Below are 16,959 nucleotides of genomic sequence, written 5' to 3'. Positions count from 1 at the left end.
CTGTTTTTTAAAAGGGTGTAAAATCTAAAAAAGGTAATACTCGCAGGCTTTTTTTGTAAGGGTATATTTGCATGGAAAAAGCGTTACAAAAGCGTATATTTGCAGCTTAAACTTAAATTTACATGGGTAAACTTCTAATCGTAGGCACTGTTGCCTTTGACGAAATTGAAACTCCTTTCGGAAAAACCGATAAGATTTTGGGTGGCGCAGCTACCTTCATTGGTTTGGCGGCCTCTCAATACAATGTAGAATCTGGAATTGTTTCTGTTGTAGGCGAAGACTTTCCGCAGAGTTATATAAATATTTTAGAGGACAAGAATATTGACCTCAGTTCTTTGGAGGTTGTAAAAGGTGGAAAAACTTTTTACTGGAAAGGAAAGTATCATAACGACCTTAACTCTAGAGATACGTTAGTTACAGAGTTAAACACTTTAGCGGACTTTAACCCTGTAGTATCGGAAGCTTTTAAAGATGCAGATGTGGTTATGTTGGGCAATCTTCACCCAAGCACTCAGCTAAGTGTTATTAATCAGATGAAAAAACGACCAAAGTTAATAGTTTTAGATACTATGAACTTTTGGATGGATAATGCATTGCCAGAGTTAATGGAGGTTATTAAGCATATTGATGTTCTTACCATTAATGATGAAGAGGCTAGACAGTTAACCAATGAGTATTCTTTGGTTAAGGCTGCTAAAGCTATTCAGAAAATGGGTCCTAAATATTTGGTAATCAAAAAAGGGGAGCACGGGGCGCTTTTGTTTCATAAAGAAGAAATTTTCTTTGCACCCGCTTTACCATTAGAGGAAGTTTTTGATCCGACTGGCGCTGGAGATACATTTGCCGGAGGATTTACAGGGTATTTAGCCGCCACTGGCGATATTTCTTTTAATAACATGAAGAATGCTGTAATACATGGTTCAAATTTAGCATCGTTCTCTGTAGAACAATTTGGAACCGAACGTATGGAGAGCTTAAAAAAGGAAGAGGTCAATAAAAGGCTGCATCAGTTTAAGGCCTTGACCCAGTTTGATATAGAATTAAAATAATGACACGCCCCTATATTAGGGGCTTTTTTAATACATAGATTTACTATGAGTGACGCGATCAAACATGAATGTGGTATTTCGGTAATACGGTTACTTAAACCGTTAGAGTATTACAAAGAGAAGTACGGTACAGCCTTTTACGGGGTTAATAAAATGTACTTAATGATGGAAAAGCAGCACAATCGTGGTCAAGATGGTGCGGGCTTTGCTAGTATTAAATTAGATGTTGCTCCAGGTGAACGTTACATGAGCCGAGTGCGGTCAATCGCGCAGCAGCCTATACAGGATATCTTTGCGCAAATTAATGATCGCATAAACTCAACACTTCAGGAGCACCCAGAGTATGTTGATGATGTTGCTGCACAGAAAAAGAACATTCCTTATATAGGCGAGGTGCTTTTAGGACATGTGCGTTATGGTACTTTTGGAAAGAACAGTATTGAAAGTGTTCACCCATTTTTAAGACAGAACAATTGGATGCATCGTAACATTATTGTTGCAGGTAACTTTAACATGACCAATGTTCATGAGCTGTTTGATAATCTGATTCAAATAGGGCAGCACCCTAAAGAAATGGCGGATACAGTAACCGTAATGGAGAAAATAGGTCATTTTTTAGATGATGCTGTTGCTAAGCTGTACAAGCAAATCAAAAAAGAAGGATATACAAAACAAGAAGCTTCACCCATTATAGCAGAGCGTCTTAAACTTCATAAAATATTAAGAAGAGCTGCTAAAAACTGGGATGGTGGTTATGCTATGGCCGGTCTTTTAGGTCATGGAGATGCTTTTGTACTTAGAGATCCTGCTGGGATCAGACCAGCTTATTATTACCAAGATGATGAAGTGGTCGTTGTTGCTTCTGAACGTCCTGCTATACAGACTGTATTTAATGTGCCTTTTGAAGAGGTTAAAGAACTTGATCCAGGTCATGCCATTATTATTAAAAAGGATGGGTCTTCTGCTGTAACCGAAATATTAGAGCCTACCGAGCGTAAGGCATGTTCATTTGAACGAATCTATTTTTCTAGGGGAAGTGATAAAGAAATCTATGAAGAACGAAAGAAATTAGGAAGACTTCTCTTTCCACAAATATTGAAGTCTATTGATCACGATATAAAAAATACTGTCTTTTCATACATTCCTAATACTGCCGAAACCTCCTTTTTTGGAATGGTGAGGGAAGCGCAGAATTACATGAATAAAAGAAAGGAAGAACAAATACTTGCTATAGGTTCAAAAATTACAAGTGAAGAGCTTCATGAAATTTTAGAGGTTCGTCCGCGAATCGAAAAAGTAGCAATTAAAGATGCGAAGCTTCGTACTTTTATTACGCAAGATAGTAGCAGAGATGATCTTGTTGCACACGTATATGACATTTCTTACGGATCAGTAAAGAAAGGTGATAACCTAGTTATTATAGATGACAGTATCGTAAGAGGAACGACTTTAAAGAAAAGTATACTTCGGATTTTAGATAGGTTGTCTCCAAAAAAGATAATAGTTGTATCATCTGCTCCGCAGATTAGATACCCTGATTGCTACGGTATTGATATGGCCAAGTTGGAAGACTTTATTGCTTTTAAAGCGGCTCTAGCTTTACATGAAGAGCGACTCACTATGAATATAGTGGATGACATTTATGATAAGTGTTTAAAACAGGTTAATAATAAGGATACGGATGTAATTAATTACGTAAGAGAATTCTATGCGCCATTTACTGCGGAAGAAATATCAGCAAAAACAGGAGAGTTGTTAAGTCCAGAAGGTATTAACGCAGAAGTTGAGATTATCTACCAAACCGTAGAGGCACTGCATGAAGCTTGTCCAGACAATTTAGGAGATTGGTATTTTACCGGACACTACCCAACCCCGGGTGGTAACCGAGTAGTAAATAGAGCCTTTATTAACTTTTATGAAGGCAAGAGCGAACGCGCGTATTAATTAACCTTATCGATGAAATGCACTAATAAAGGTATTTCATCGATAATATTGGCTATTTGGCGTTTTTTTAGCCGCTTGGGCGGAGGTCAGATTACATTTGGTCTTGCCATAGCATAAGTAGGTTAAGTTCATGGTAAGATTTGGGGCAAAAAGGTGGAGATTTCTCCACCTTTTTATTTTCCGCTATTTTGTAAAGTTATTTCCACATTCGCTTTACGACCTCTCCATAAAATCTAGAATTCTCTTTGTTTATTTGTTTTTTGACCGTGTTGGTCATTCATCGTTCATTGATGAACTCTTTAACCGATTTTCGTACAGTTTGGCAAAGATGTTTTTGTATAGATCAATGCCACTGTATCTTTGGAGAACCATAGCATAAGTAGGTTAAGTTCATGGTAAGATTTGGGGAAAAAGGCGGAGTTTATACTCCGCCTTTTTATTTTCTATATTTTCCCTAAACAAGATTTCTCCACACAATATATTCCTCTTTTTCAACTTTCTATTTTTCTATTCAGAAAGCGTGTGATTTTAGTCGAAAATGTATTTCAACTAGAGTTTTGAACGTTTGTCCAAAACCTTTTTTAAATGACTTATGTAGCAGTACTTTTGGAGGACCATAGCATAAGTAGGTTAAGTTCATGGTAAGATTTGGGGAAAAGGCGGAGTTTATACTCCGCCTTTTTATTTTCTATACTTTCTTCAAACAAGCATTCTCCGCTTATATATTCCTCTTTTTTCAACTTTCATTTTTCTATACAAAAAGCGAGTGATTTTAGTCGAAAATGTATTTCAACTAGAGTTTTGAACGTTTGTCCAAAACCTTTTTTAAATGACTTATGTAGCAGTACTTTTGGAGGACCATAGCATAAGTAGGTTAAGTTCATGGTAAGATTTGGGGAAAAAGGTGGAGCTATGCTCCGCCTTTTTTATTGTCAAAATCCTCGTAAACATGCGGCCTTAAGGCATGTTCAATGTTTTTTATCAACAATTCAGTTGAAAAAAAACCCTGAATATTTCTTTTTTATTTCCCACAATACCAGTATTTTAGTATCGCCATAGCATAAGTAGGTTAAGTTTATGGTAAGATTTGGGACGAAAAGGGTGGAGTTTACTCCGCCCTTTTCTATTTTTAAAAGACAAAAAAACCCATCCTGAAGCAAATCAGGATGGGTTTTTTAATTCTTCTTTATTTAAAGAGAACGCTTACTCTGCTCTTATTTGTTGGCAGCGTATAGTTCAGCTACTTTATCCCAATTAATAACATTGAAAAAAGCATTGATGTAATCTGGTCTCTTATTTTGGTAGTTTAGGTAGTACGCATGTTCCCAAACATCAAGACCTAAAATAGGAAAACCGCTACAACCGGTTTCCGGCATTAATGGATTGTCTTGGTTAGGCGTAGAACATATTTCTAATTTACCTCCTTTGTGTACACAAAGCCAAGCCCAACCAGAACCAAAACGAGTACCTGCAGCACCGCTAAATTTTTCTTTAAAGCCTTCAAAAGAACCAAAAGCGCTGTCTATGGCAGAAGCAAGTTCGCCAGATGGGTTTCCACCTCCATTAGGAGACATAACTTCCCAGAAAAGAGAATGGTTGTAAAAACCACCACCATTGTTTCTAACTGCACCGTTAGACATATCTAAGTTCTCTAAGATATCTTCTATTGATTTGCCTTCTAACGGAGTACCTTCAATAGCACCGTTTAATTTGGTTGTGTAACCGTTGTGGTGTTTTGTATGGTGAATCTCCATTGTTCTAGCATCAATATGTGGTTCCAATGCATCATATGCATAAGGTAATTTAGGTAGTTCAAAAGCCATGTTATATATGTTTTTAGATTAAAATTTAGTGAATTCAAATTTACATTTTTTAACATACAAATTCACCAAATAATTTGTTAAGAACCTTTTTAGAATTAGTAATTTGCGTAAAAAAGCACTTGGAACACAGCACTTTTAAAATATACAATGCTTCCGCGGGCTCAGGAAAAACGCATACGTTAACCAAGGAGTACCTTAAAATCGTTCTTTCTACGGGTGATCGTTTTAGTAAAATCTTGGCAATTACGTTTACGAATAAAGCCGTGAACGAAATGAAACACCGAATATTAGACAGTTTGTTCAAATTTGGTAAAGTAGCCAGTGAAGCTGAAGCGCCTCCTCTTTTTTTAGATTTGATGAAAGAGTTGGGTGTGGATGCAGATACACTACATAAACGTTCCAAACAAACGCTAAAAGAGATTCTGCACAACTATGCTTTTTTTGATATTTCTACTATAGATAAGTTTACGCATAGGCTAATTAGAACCTTTGCAAAAGACTTGAAACTACCACAAAATTTTGAGGTTGTTTTAGATACAGATTTATTGTTGGACGAGGCAGTGGCCAAATTGGTTCATAGGGCCGGAACGGATAAGCAGCTGACAAAGGTTTTACTTGAGTTTGCCCTAGAAAAGATAGATGATGATAAAAGCTGGGATATTGCTTATGATCTTGGGAACATTGGCAAGTTGCTTTTTAGGGAAAACCATGCGGAGCACCTACAAAACCTAAAAGACAAGGATATTAAAGATTTTGTAGAGTTGAAAAAAACTTTACGTTCACGTATAAAGGCCGCTCAGGAAAGCCTTGTGGGTTTTGCTTCTCTAGCGTTGCAGCTAATGCATGAAAACGGCTTAGAGTACAAGGATTTTAAGGGAGCATATTTTCCAAAGTTTATGGACAAGATTGCTGCTGGGGATTTGACAATGGATTTTAATGCGGCTTGGAAACAAAATTTTGCTGATGCTGTTTTGTACAACAAGTCTACTGCAGACGCTACTAAAGCCACATTAGATGATTTGCATCCTCAATTTTCAGAAATTTTCAACAAGATAAAGCACACTTTTTATGAGCTTTCCTTTTTGAAAAATGCCTATTCCAATTTGGTACCCTTAACGGTTTTGAATGCTATACAAAAGGAAGTCAAAAATTTGCAGAATGAGCGTGACCAACTTTCTATTGCAGAATTCAATACTATAATATCAAAAGAGATAAAAAATCAGCCAGCGCCATTTATTTATGAACGTTTGGGCGAAAAATATCGCCATTATTTTGTTGACGAATTTCAAGATACATCAACATTACAATGGAATAACCTTATCCCTCTTATTGGTCATGCCTTAGAAGGTGAAGATTTGCAGGGAAACAAAGGCTCATTGTTTTTGGTGGGAGATGCTAAACAGGCAATATACCGCTGGCGTGGTGGCCGTGCCGAACAATTTTTGGATTTAGTGAATAAGACGGCGAGTCCTTTTGCAATACCTGCCCAAACGGAATCTCTACCAACAAACTGGCGGAGTTATGATGAGGTTATTAAGTTTAATAACGACTTTTTTACAGCTACCAGTCCTTTTTTGAACAACGGCATGTACAATACCATGTTTGTAGATGGAAACCAGCAAGGCTATAATTCTAAAAAAGGCGGAACGGTACAGCTTAATTTTATTGATAAGGACGAGGATAAAACTAAGGATGAGCAGTATTGCGAAGAGGTATTGAATACCATAGCAACTGTAATTGAAAAAAAATATGGATATGAAGACATTTGTATTCTAGTAAGGGGTAATCGGCAAGGCGTATTATTAGCAGATTTTCTTACGCAACAGCAAATTCCAACTATTTCGTCTGAAAGCCTACTGCTAAATAGCAGTGAAAAAGTACGTTTTCTGGCTGACCTTATAGCGTACATTGGTAATCCCAGTAATCTGGAGATAGCCTATAATCTACTGGCCTTTCTTTCAAAAAACGGGAAGAACAGACATCAATATATCTATGAAAACCTAAAAAACTTAGAATACCTTCTATTAAGTGAATATAGTCTTGATGTTAATGAACTAAAACAACTCTCAGTTTATGATGGCTTGGAGCGTGCTATACGCCAATGTAATTTGGTGGAAGGTTCAGATGCTTATATTACCTTTTTTATGGATTTTGTTCTTGAAACCGAACAAAAGGAAGGCACTGGTGTCCAGGTCTTTTTAAACCTTTGGGAAAAGAAGAAAGAGAAACTTAGTATTTCGGCACCGGATAATATTGATGCGGTACGGATTATGACCGTCCATAAATCTAAAGGATTAGAATTCCCAATTGTGATATTTCCTTTCGCCAATGAGCATATTTATAAGCGGATGGATAAAAAAATATGGCTTCCTCTTAATGCCGATGCTTTTGACGGGTTTGAAGAAATCCTTATAACTGAGAAAAAGGAAGTTGAAAATTACGGTGAAGAAGCTGCACGAATCTATTCTGAGGAAGAACATAAAATGGAGCTTGATGCCCTCAACCTATTATATGTGGCATTAACACGTGCAGAGAAAGCCCTTTATGTTATATCAGAAAAAGACCTGGCAAGAGGAGAACATAAAACTGATTATTATTCGGGCTTGTTTATTGATTACCTAAAAGGCAAGAACCTATGGTCCGATGAGGAATTGGTTTATTGCTTTGGTGATTTAGAGGAGGCTCCGGTTATTCATGAAACTAAGGAGCAACAGAAAATAGATTATAGTTATACTCATAAGGACAGGTCTAGCTTTAAAATATTGACACGTTCCGGAATGCTTTGGGATACGGATCGGGAGGCTGCGCTTTCAAAAGGTAATCTTATACATTATATACTAGGTTTTATAGAAACGGAAGATGATATTGAACCTGCATTACAGAAAGCGGTGCAACAGGGCGAAATAGAAAACCAAGAGGTAGATGAGGTTAGGAGCAAGCTACAACGTGTGGTAAAACATCCTGAGCTTAATACCTATTATAAAAAAGGAAGTATAATAAAGAATGAAAAAGATATTATTACTGCTGCTGGTCAGATGTTACGGCCAGATAGAATAGTAATAAAAGGAAAGCGGGCAACACTTATAGATTATAAAACGGGTAAATCAAATCCTAAATATAAAGAACAGCTATATTCTTATGCCGATGCCTTAGCAGATATGGGATATGTTGTAGAGAATAAAATTATTGTTTACATAAACGAAAAAGTAACACCAGAATTCATATAACAAGATGTACGGAAAAATAAAAGAACACCTAGAAAAAGAGCTTACCGGTATTAAGGAAGACGGCCTCTATAAAAGTGAAAGGATAATAACAACACCTCAAGGTGCTGTCATTAAAATTTCTACGGGAGAAGAGGTTATCAACTTTTGTGCAAATAACTATTTGGGTCTTTCATCTCACCCGGAAGTAATACAAGCAGCAAAAGATACATTGGACAGTCATGGTTTTGGTATGTCTTCAGTACGCTTTATTTGCGGCACTCAAGATATCCATAAGGAACTGGAAAAGAAAATAGCAGATTTCTATGGTACAGAAGATACCATATTATATGCAGCAGCCTTTGATGCCAATGGCGGAGTGTTTGAGCCATTACTATCTGCAGAAGATGCAATTATTTCAGATTCACTTAATCACGCCTCAATAATAGATGGGGTTAGATTATGTAAGGCGAAGCGCTACCGTTATGCGAATAGCGATATGCAGGATCTTGAAAAGCAATTGATACAAGCCAACGAAGATCAAGCACGATTTAAGATAATAGTAACTGACGGTGTGTTCTCTATGGATGGCCTTGTGGCTCCTTTGGATAAAATTTGCGATCTGGCAGATAAGTATGATGCCATGGTCATGATAGATGAATGTCATGCTACAGGCTTTATAGGGCCAACAGGAAAAGGTACGTTAGAAGAAAAAGACGTTATGGGCCGTATAGACATCATTACGGGAACTTTAGGTAAAGCCCTTGGTGGTGCTATGGGTGGTTATACTACAGGTAAAAAAGAAATCATTGAAATTTTACGCCAACGTTCAAGACCGTATTTATTCTCTAACTCTTTGGCCCCTGCTATCGTGGGAGCATCTATTAAGGTGTTTGAACTTCTAGAAAACGATACTTCATTACGTGATAAGGTTCAAGAAAATGCAGCCTATTTTAAGGCAGGAATGAAGAAAGCAGGCTTTGATATTATAGATGGTGAATCGGCAATTGTGCCCGTAATGCTATATGACGCTAAATTGGCGCAACAAATGGCTAGTCGTTTGTTGGAAAAAGGAATTTATGTAATAGGATTTTTCTTCCCAGTGGTGCCAAAAGGTAAGGCAAGAATACGTGTTCAGCTGTCTGCTGCCCATGATATCAAGCACTTAGACCTCGCAATAGAGGCTTTTATTGCCGTTGGTAAGGAGTTAAAAATCGTTTAAATGCATTATTTACGGTATTAAATGCGTTAAAAAAAATAAGAAATTGATTTTGTTAATAATATTTAACAACTTACATTTGCAGCTAATAAACACTTAAACTTAAAAATTAATACATGAAACATCTTAGCAAATTATTCGTTGTTGCTGTCCTTATTGTAGGCATCAACAACATGCAAGCGCAAGACGAGAATAATCCATGGCAAGTACAATTCGGAGTTAATGCCATAGATGTGTACCCGACTAGCGATGACAATTTCCCGACACAGACTAGTTCTTTCGGTAATGAGCTTTTCAACGCTACGGATCACTGGAACATTCTTCCTTCTATTTCCTATGTTGGTGTGTCTAGATCTGTAGGTGACGGTATTTCCGTTGGTGTAAGAGGATCTTTGAACAAAATCAGCAAATTAGGTGATATTGGTGTAGATGATCTTTCTCACTACGCTTTAGATGGTACAATCAAATATAACTTCCTTAAGGAAAAAGTTGTAGATCCATTCGTTGAAGTAGGTGGTGGTTACACTTGGGTTGATGAAATTGGTGCTGGTACTGTTAATGGTGGTGTTGGTGTAAACTTCTGGTTTACTGAAAACATTGGTCTTACTGTACAGACTACTTACAAGCACGCTTTTGAAGATTACGGTCGTAAGCACTGGCAACATTTAGCAGGTATCTCTGTTAAGTTTGGTGGTACTGATACTGACGGTGATGGTGTATATGACAAAGATGATGCTTGTCCAGAAGTTGCTGGTCTTGAAGCTTTCAACGGTTGTCCTGATGCTGATGGCGACGGAATCGAAGATAGCAAAGATGCTTGTCCTAACGAAGCTGGTTCTAAAGAAATGAACGGTTGTCCTGATGCTGATGGCGACGGAGTTGCTGATAAAGATGACAAATGTCCTAACGAAGCTGGATTGGCTAACCTAGCAGGTTGTCCTGATGCTGATGGTGACGGTGTTGCTGATGGTGACGATGAGTGTCCTAACGAAGCAGGTCCTGCTGAGAACAAGGGTTGTCCTTGGGCTGATGCTGACGGCGACGGTGTATTAGACAAAGATGATAAATGTCCTGAGGTTGCAGGTACAGTAGCTAACGCTGGTTGTCCTGAAGTAACTGAAGAAGTACAGAAGCAATTGAATGACTATGCTAGAACTATCTTGTTTGATACAGGAAAGTCTTCTATCAAAGCTGAGTCTACTTCTGTAATGGTTGACATCATCACTATCTTAAAAGAGTATCCTAATGCTAAATTTACAGTAGAAGGTCACACTGATAGCGTTGGTAGCTCTAAATTGAACCAAAGCCTTTCTGAGTCAAGAGCACTTTCTGTAAAAGAGTTCTTAGTAGAAAAAGGTATTGAAGAATTCAGATTGTCTGCTATCGGTTACGGTGAAGACAAGCCTATCGCTTCTAACAACACAAGAAGTGGAAGAAAAGAAAACAGAAGAGTTGAGATTAACTTAGTAAAGTAATTCTCTAACTAAATAAGTTTAAAAGCCCTGACATTTGTCAGGGCTTTTTTTATTTTTGACTATGGAGAGTTTTCTAGAAGAAGTAGTCAAAGAAGTATGGGAAAAATACAGTTCGCACGAGCATATCGTTTTTGTGCTTCCAAGTAAGCGGGCCGGTACTTTCCTTAAAAATGCCATTGCAAAATCTGCGGATAGTACTTTTTTTGCTCCTGAGATATATAGTATTGAAACCTTTATTGAACAGATTTCTGGTTTATCCTACGCTAGTAATACTCAGCAGCTTTTTATTCTCTACAACACTTACCTAAAAGAAACTTCACAAGAGAAGGACAGCTTTTACAGCTTTTCTAATTGGGCACAAACCCTTTTACAAGACTTTAATGAAATTGACCGTTACCTGGTTGATGCCAAAAAACTGTTTTCTAATTTAGCTGCAATACAGGAATTAACTCATTGGTCCCTGCAGAAGGAAAAGACCAAAATGATGGAGGACTACCTTCGTTTTTGGAATAATCTGGAATCATTGTATGGTAATTTCAATACAGCGTTATTGAGTGTAGGTCTAGGTCATCAAGGTTTGGTGTACCGTAAAGCCCATTCTGAGTTGGAAACTTACTTAGAAAAGAATCCAAATAAGTTTTTTGTATTCATAGGGTTCAATGCCTTGAATACAGCAGAAACCAAAATAATACAACATATTCTTGATCATGCCAATTCTGATATTTATTGGGATATAGATTCTTACTTTTTAGAGGATAAGGTTCATGATGCGGGTTTCTTTTTGAGACAACATTTAAAAACGTGGCCGTATCTTAAGGAGAATGCACTTAAAGGTGTAAGCTCATATTATCTAGGAGATAAGAAGATTAACGTGGTTGGAGTGCCTAAGAACGTCTCACAGGCAAAATATACAGCACATTTATTGGAGAGTATTCATAATGAAAAGGCTTCTGATTTAAAACGAACCGCCGTTGTATTGGGTGATGAATCTCTTTTAAACCCAATTTTAAATTCTATACCTGAATGTATTGAAAGGGTCAACGTAACCATGGGTTACCCCTTAAATAAGATTCCATTGGCCAGTTTGTTTGACCAGTTTTTAAACCTTTATATCAATAGGAACGAGCAAGGTTGGTTCTATCAGAACATATTATCCTTTTTAGCACACCCTTATGTGCATATACTTTTAGGACATGATGACGAAGATCACAAGGCAGAGTCTATTGAAGAAGTCATAAAAAATAAGAATTGGGTATATATTGGTACAGAGCAAATTAAACAAGTGGAAAAGTATGGTACCGTCGCTTCCACACTGCTATTTCATGAAAAGACTCCTAATCCAAAAGAAATTTTGGAACATTGCTTGCGTATAATCACAGCACTAAAAGATAAGCTGCACGATACAAAGGATGCACTGTCTTTAGAATATCTATATAGATATTTCAACTTGTTCAACCAATTGTCTGATTTGGTTGAGAAGTATGATTTTATAACCGACCTTAAATCTTTATTAGGCCTTTACCGAGAACTATTATCTTCTGAAACACTAGATTTCCAAGGGGAACCATTAGAGGGTCTACAGGTAATGGGAATGCTGGAAAGTCGTAACCTAGACTTTGAAACAGTTATTATTACTTCTGTGAACGAAGGGATACTACCTTCAGGTAAATCTAATAATTCCTTTATTCCATTCGATTTAAAAGTACAATTAGGACTTCCAACTTTTAAAGAAAAGGATGCTGTTTATACCTATCACTTTTACAGGTTATTGCAGCGCGCTAAAAATATCTATATTCTATATAACACGGAACCAGATGTATTAGAAGGAGGAGAGCGTAGCAGACTTATAAACCAATTGCTCACGGATGATAACAGAAGTTCTATTATTAATGAGAGTGTAGCATCGCCATCCATATCTCCTAAGCAATATGTTTTAGAATCCATTGAGAAAGATAGTAGCTTGCTAGAACTCATTAAGTCACATGCGTTAAAAGGTTTTTCGCCTACATCGCTTAGCAACTATGTTAGAAACCCTATTGATTTTTACAAAAGGAATTTACTTGGTATTGATGATGTGCTTGAGGTTGAGGAAACGATAGCGGCCAATACTTTTGGAACTATTGTTCATGATACTTTAGAAGATTTATATACTCCTTTTATTGGAAGTATTTTGACTGAAGAAAAACTGGTAGATGCCAAAACGAAAGTGGCAGAACTAGTAAAAAAACACTTTGCTAAGACCTATTTAGATGGTGATATCTCCAGAGGAAAAAATCTAATTGCCTTCAACGTAGTTTTGCGGTACATAGAGAACTTCATTAATTTAGAAATAGAAGATGTCAAAAAGCATCAAATAAAAATAGTAGGCTTAGAAGCTAATCTTAAGATATCGTTAGATATTCCTTCGGTAGACTTCCCTATTAACCTGAAGGGTAAATTAGATAGGATTGATGAAATAGATGGAACGTTACGGATTATAGATTATAAAACGGGAAGAGTTGAACGGAACCAATTGGAAATTGTAGATGGTACATCCATAACATCAGATTATAAATATAGTAAAGCTTTTCAACTGCTCTGTTATGCCACAATGTACGCTTCTGGAAATCCAGAAGTACTTATGGAAGCCGGTATTATATCCTTTAAAAAGTTGAGTTCTGGTGTAATGAATTTTGCTACAAAGGATAAGGCGGGCAATGGCGCAAAAAAAGAAACAAAAATAGGGAAAGAAACTCTTTCCCTATTTTATACAGAGCTCACCGCCCTAATTACTGAAATTTGTAATATTGAAGTTCCGTTTGAGGAGAAGGAAGTATAACTCCCAACCCGGTAGGAATTCTATTTTTTATCAGGCCTAGTAGGTCGCACCTCAATTTTACTTGGCAGGGTACGTGGGTTCATTTTTAATAAGTCTATTACAAGTTCGCCAATATCTTCAGGTTGTATTTTCCAAGCATCTTTTTCGTCTGGTTCGTTACCTGCAAAATGAGAGGAAACAGAACCTGGCATAATTGTAGAAACCTTAATGTCATACTTGCGCAAGTCTAACATGACCGCTTGCGTAAAACCTACTACTCCAAATTTAGTAGCATTGTAACCGGCTCCGGATGCGAAAAAGTTTGTGCCGGCCAAACTTGCTAGCGTAATATAATATCCCTTTGACTTTTTTAAAGCTTCAACCGAGGCTTTTAGCGTATGGAAAACACCACTAAGGTTAGTATCTATCATTTGGTGCCAAGCATCCTCTGTAAGCTCATCTACGGGAGCAAAATGACCTACACCTGCATTCGCAACGACAACATCTAACTGACCCCATTTGTCCAATATTTTTTGAACGGCAGCCTTTTCATCGCCGTGTTTTGAAACATCAGAAGCCAAAGCAAGAACGCGGTTCTCTGCGTTGAGTTGTTTTGCAGCTTCCTGAACTGTATTTAGGGTCCTTCCACTTATGGCCACTTTAGCTCCTTCTTCTAATAATTTTACAGCAACACCGTACCCTATCCCTTTTGAGCCTCCTGTTATATAAACTACTTTATCATTTAAATTCATATCGTTCTTTTTTATAAAATTAAATCTATAAAGATTGAAGAAGAAGTCTTGGACGTTATTCTTTTCTTAAATAAGAAGTTGTCCGTTCTAAAAAGGGGGTAAAATCATTCTATCGATACTATTTATGCAATTTTAACAACCAAAATTGTTAATATTTGCATCCACTTAGATGCCTGAGTGTTGATTCTATAATTTTTCTTGTCAATACCAGAATAGAAACCTATTTTAGAGGCTTGAGGTTGTTTGAAATATAATGCAGAATCGTATTTCAAAGAATAATATAACCCAAGTAAAAACTATAACAAGTGACGAAATTTTTAGACGATAATTTCTTACTAGAGAGTAAGCAAGCGCAGTCGCTCTATCATGAGTATGCTGTTAAAATGCCTATAATAGATTACCATAATCATCTTCCGCCAAAAGACTTAGCGGAGAATCGGGTTTTTGGAAATATTACCAAAGCTTGGATTGATGGGGATCATTATAAATGGAGGGCAATGAGAACTCTTGGTATTAATGAAAAGTATATTACAGGAGATGCTACCGATAAGGAAAAGTTTGTGAAGTGGGCGGAAGCTGTTCCGCATACCATGCGAAACCCGCTGTACCATTGGACGCACCTTGAGCTTTCAAGATATTTTGGGATAACTGATACATTAAGCGGAAAAAATGCATCTGCAGTTTACGATGCCACCACAGAAATGTTACAATCTTCAGAATTTACTTCTAGGGGGTTGATTAGTAAGATGAATGTAAATATGCTTTGTACTACTGAAGACCCAACGGATACCTTAGAGTATCACCAGCAGTTGGCAAAAAGCGACTTCACGACCAAAGTAAGTACGGCCTTTAGACCGGATAAAGCTATTCTAATTGAAAGTGAAACGTACAATGAATATATTGATAGCTTGGAGAAGGCTTCAAAGTCTGATATTACTACGTATGATCAGCTTTGTGATGCATTGCGGAATCGTATCGAATTTTTTAATTCTAACGGTTGTTTCGTGTGCGACCACGGACTTTCGCATCTATATGCAGAAGACTTTACGGAGTCAGAAGTAAAGTCAATTTTCAAGAAACGAAGAGATGGAGGCAAGATTACCCGAAAAGAAGCAACAAAGTTCCAGAGTGCCATCTTACTATATCTTTCGGAAACCTATCATGAATTTGGTTGGGTACAACAGTTCCACTTAGGTGCTTTGCGTAATAACAATTCAAGAATGTTATCTGAACTTGGTCCGGATACTGGCTGGGATTCTATTGGAGATTATACCCAAGCAGAAAGTCTATCTAAATTTCTTGATACGTTAGATAGCAAAGACAAACTTACTAAGACAATACTGTATAATTTGAATCCGCGTGATAATGCTCTAATGGCAACAATGGCGGGTAATTTTAATGATGGTAGTGTAAAAGGTAAAGTTCAATGGGGTTCCGGTTGGTGGTTTTTAGACCAAAAAGATGGTATGATAGAGCAAATCAATACCCTTTCTAACATGGGCCTAATAAGCAGTTTTGTGGGAATGTTGACGGATTCTAGAAGTTTCCTTTCCTTTCCTAGACATGAATATTTTAGACGTATTCTCTGTAATCTTTTTGGCAATGAAATGGCCAAAGGAGAATTGCCTAACGATATGGAATGGATTGGTAAAATGATACAGAATATCTGCTACAATAATGCTAAGGAGTACTTTGATCTCTAATTTGATTATTATATGAAATTGAATCTAAAATTTGTTTTTTTCTGTGTCGGCTTGCTTATGATGAACGGCTGTGGCCAGCTTGAAGGAAATCGTACTATTCGTTTGGCCCATGGGCTGGATGTTAATCATTCTGTGCATAAGGCCATGATGAAAATGGGTGAGGATCTAAAGGAACTTTCTGGCGGCAAAATGCTATTGGAAATTTATCCAAACCAACAATTGGGCACCGAGCGCCAATGTCTTGAATTGCTTCAAATAGGAAGTTTAGATATGACTAAAGTGTCCGTAGGTACACTTGAGAACTTTGCGCCAAAAATGAAAGTTTTAGGCTTGCCGTTCCTTTTCAGGGACAGACAACATTCGTTTGATGTGCTTGATGGACCTATTGGACAAGAGCTATTAAATGACGGAGAACAGTACTGGCTTAAAGGGCTAGGATATTATGATGCGGGAAGCCGTAGTTTTTACACCAAAGACAGACCCATTAACAACCCAGATGATCTTGCGGGATTAAAAATAAGGGTGATGGAGAGTGTTACTGCTATGGACATGGTTAAGGATCTTGGAGGTTCGCCAACACCTATTTCTTGGGGTGAATTGTACACCGCATTGCAACAGGGTGTGGTAGATGGAGCAGAAAATAATCCGCCTAGTTTCTATCTTTCTAGACACTACGAGGTTTGTAAATTTTACACTTTAGACGAACATACCGTACTACCAGATGTACTATTAGCAGGAACTCATTTATGGGATAGCCTTTCGGAAGAAGAACAAGGATGGTTAAAAAAAGCTGTTGATGGTTCAGTTGGTTACCAACGAAAATTATGGGGAGAAGCCGAAGATGAAGCTCTGGCCGAAGTGGAAAAAGCGGGTGTTGAAATTATCAGACCGGATAAAACGCTTTTTTCAGAAAAAATAAAAGACTCGTTTGACAAATACAAGGACGACGAAGTTATCTACAAATTGATTCAAGAAATACAAGCAACCAAATAAT

The 16,959-nt window shown here is 37.3% G+C and carries 10 protein-coding genes; 8 read left to right on the top strand and 2 right to left on the bottom strand.

What is annotated here, in order from left to right:
• Nucleotides 1–122 precede the first annotated feature (122 nt).
• Nucleotides 123–1,049, top strand: a complete 927-nt coding sequence (locus HW347_RS02880) for a PfkB family carbohydrate kinase (RefSeq protein WP_214610439.1) — start codon at nucleotides 123–125, stop codon at nucleotides 1,047–1,049.
• 45 nt (nucleotides 1,050–1,094) lie between these two features.
• Nucleotides 1,095–2,993, top strand: a complete 1,899-nt coding sequence (locus HW347_RS02875; protein ID WP_214610438.1) for an amidophosphoribosyltransferase — start codon at nucleotides 1,095–1,097, stop codon at nucleotides 2,991–2,993.
• 1,214 nt (nucleotides 2,994–4,207) lie between these two features.
• On the opposite strand, the gene HW347_RS02870 is transcribed toward HW347_RS02875, so the two are convergent.
• On the bottom strand, nucleotides 4,208–4,816 hold the full coding sequence (locus HW347_RS02870) for a superoxide dismutase (protein WP_214610437.1): 609 nt from the start codon (nucleotides 4,814–4,816) through the stop codon (nucleotides 4,208–4,210).
• A gap of 119 nt (nucleotides 4,817–4,935) precedes the next feature.
• Here HW347_RS02870 and HW347_RS02865 point away from each other — a divergent pair, with 119 nt between their 5' ends.
• From HW347_RS02865 to HW347_RS02850, 4 genes are all read left to right on the top strand, one after another.
• Nucleotides 4,936–8,043 carry a UvrD-helicase domain-containing protein gene (locus tag HW347_RS02865; RefSeq protein ID WP_214610436.1) on the top strand — a complete coding sequence of 1,036 codons (3,108 nt, stop codon included), beginning with the start codon at nucleotides 4,936–4,938 and terminating at the stop codon, nucleotides 8,041–8,043.
• A gap of 4 nt (nucleotides 8,044–8,047) precedes the next feature.
• Entirely contained in the window at nucleotides 8,048–9,241 is a 1,194-nt protein-coding gene (gene kbl, locus HW347_RS02860) for a glycine C-acetyltransferase (RefSeq protein ID WP_214610435.1), read from the top strand.
• 113 nt (nucleotides 9,242–9,354) lie between these two features.
• Nucleotides 9,355–10,713 (top strand): OmpA family protein, encoded by a 1,359-nt coding sequence (locus tag HW347_RS02855; protein WP_214610434.1) that lies wholly within the window; start codon nucleotides 9,355–9,357, stop codon nucleotides 10,711–10,713.
• 61 nt (nucleotides 10,714–10,774) lie between these two features.
• Nucleotides 10,775–13,531: a PD-(D/E)XK nuclease family protein gene (locus tag HW347_RS02850; protein ID WP_214610433.1), complete on the top strand. Its 2,757-nt coding sequence runs from the start codon at nucleotides 10,775–10,777 to the stop codon at nucleotides 13,529–13,531.
• Between the two features lie 20 nt (nucleotides 13,532–13,551).
• Here the strand turns inward: HW347_RS02850 and HW347_RS02845 are convergent, their stop codons facing one another.
• On the bottom strand, nucleotides 13,552–14,262 hold the full coding sequence (locus tag HW347_RS02845) for an SDR family oxidoreductase (protein WP_214610432.1): 711 nt from the start codon (nucleotides 14,260–14,262) through the stop codon (nucleotides 13,552–13,554).
• 305 nt (nucleotides 14,263–14,567) lie between these two features.
• Between HW347_RS02845 and uxaC the strand changes: the two genes are divergently transcribed.
• Complete coding sequence (uxaC, locus tag HW347_RS02840) at nucleotides 14,568–15,965, top strand: glucuronate isomerase (RefSeq protein WP_214610431.1); 1,398 nt, start codon at nucleotides 14,568–14,570, stop codon at nucleotides 15,963–15,965.
• Nucleotides 15,966–15,977: 12 nt separating this feature from the next.
• Nucleotides 15,978–16,958 carry a TRAP transporter substrate-binding protein gene (locus HW347_RS02835; RefSeq protein ID WP_214610430.1) on the top strand — a complete coding sequence of 327 codons (981 nt, stop codon included), beginning with the start codon at nucleotides 15,978–15,980 and terminating at the stop codon, nucleotides 16,956–16,958.
• Nucleotide 16,959 lies beyond the last annotated feature (1 nt).

The sequence above is a fragment of the Zobellia barbeyronii genome (assembly GCF_018603515.1).
GTDB classification, from domain to species: Bacteria; Bacteroidota; Bacteroidia; order Flavobacteriales; family Flavobacteriaceae; genus Zobellia; species Zobellia barbeyronii.
The sequence above is the reverse complement of the archived record's forward strand: the minus strand, read 5'-3'. Positions and strand labels throughout refer to the sequence as shown.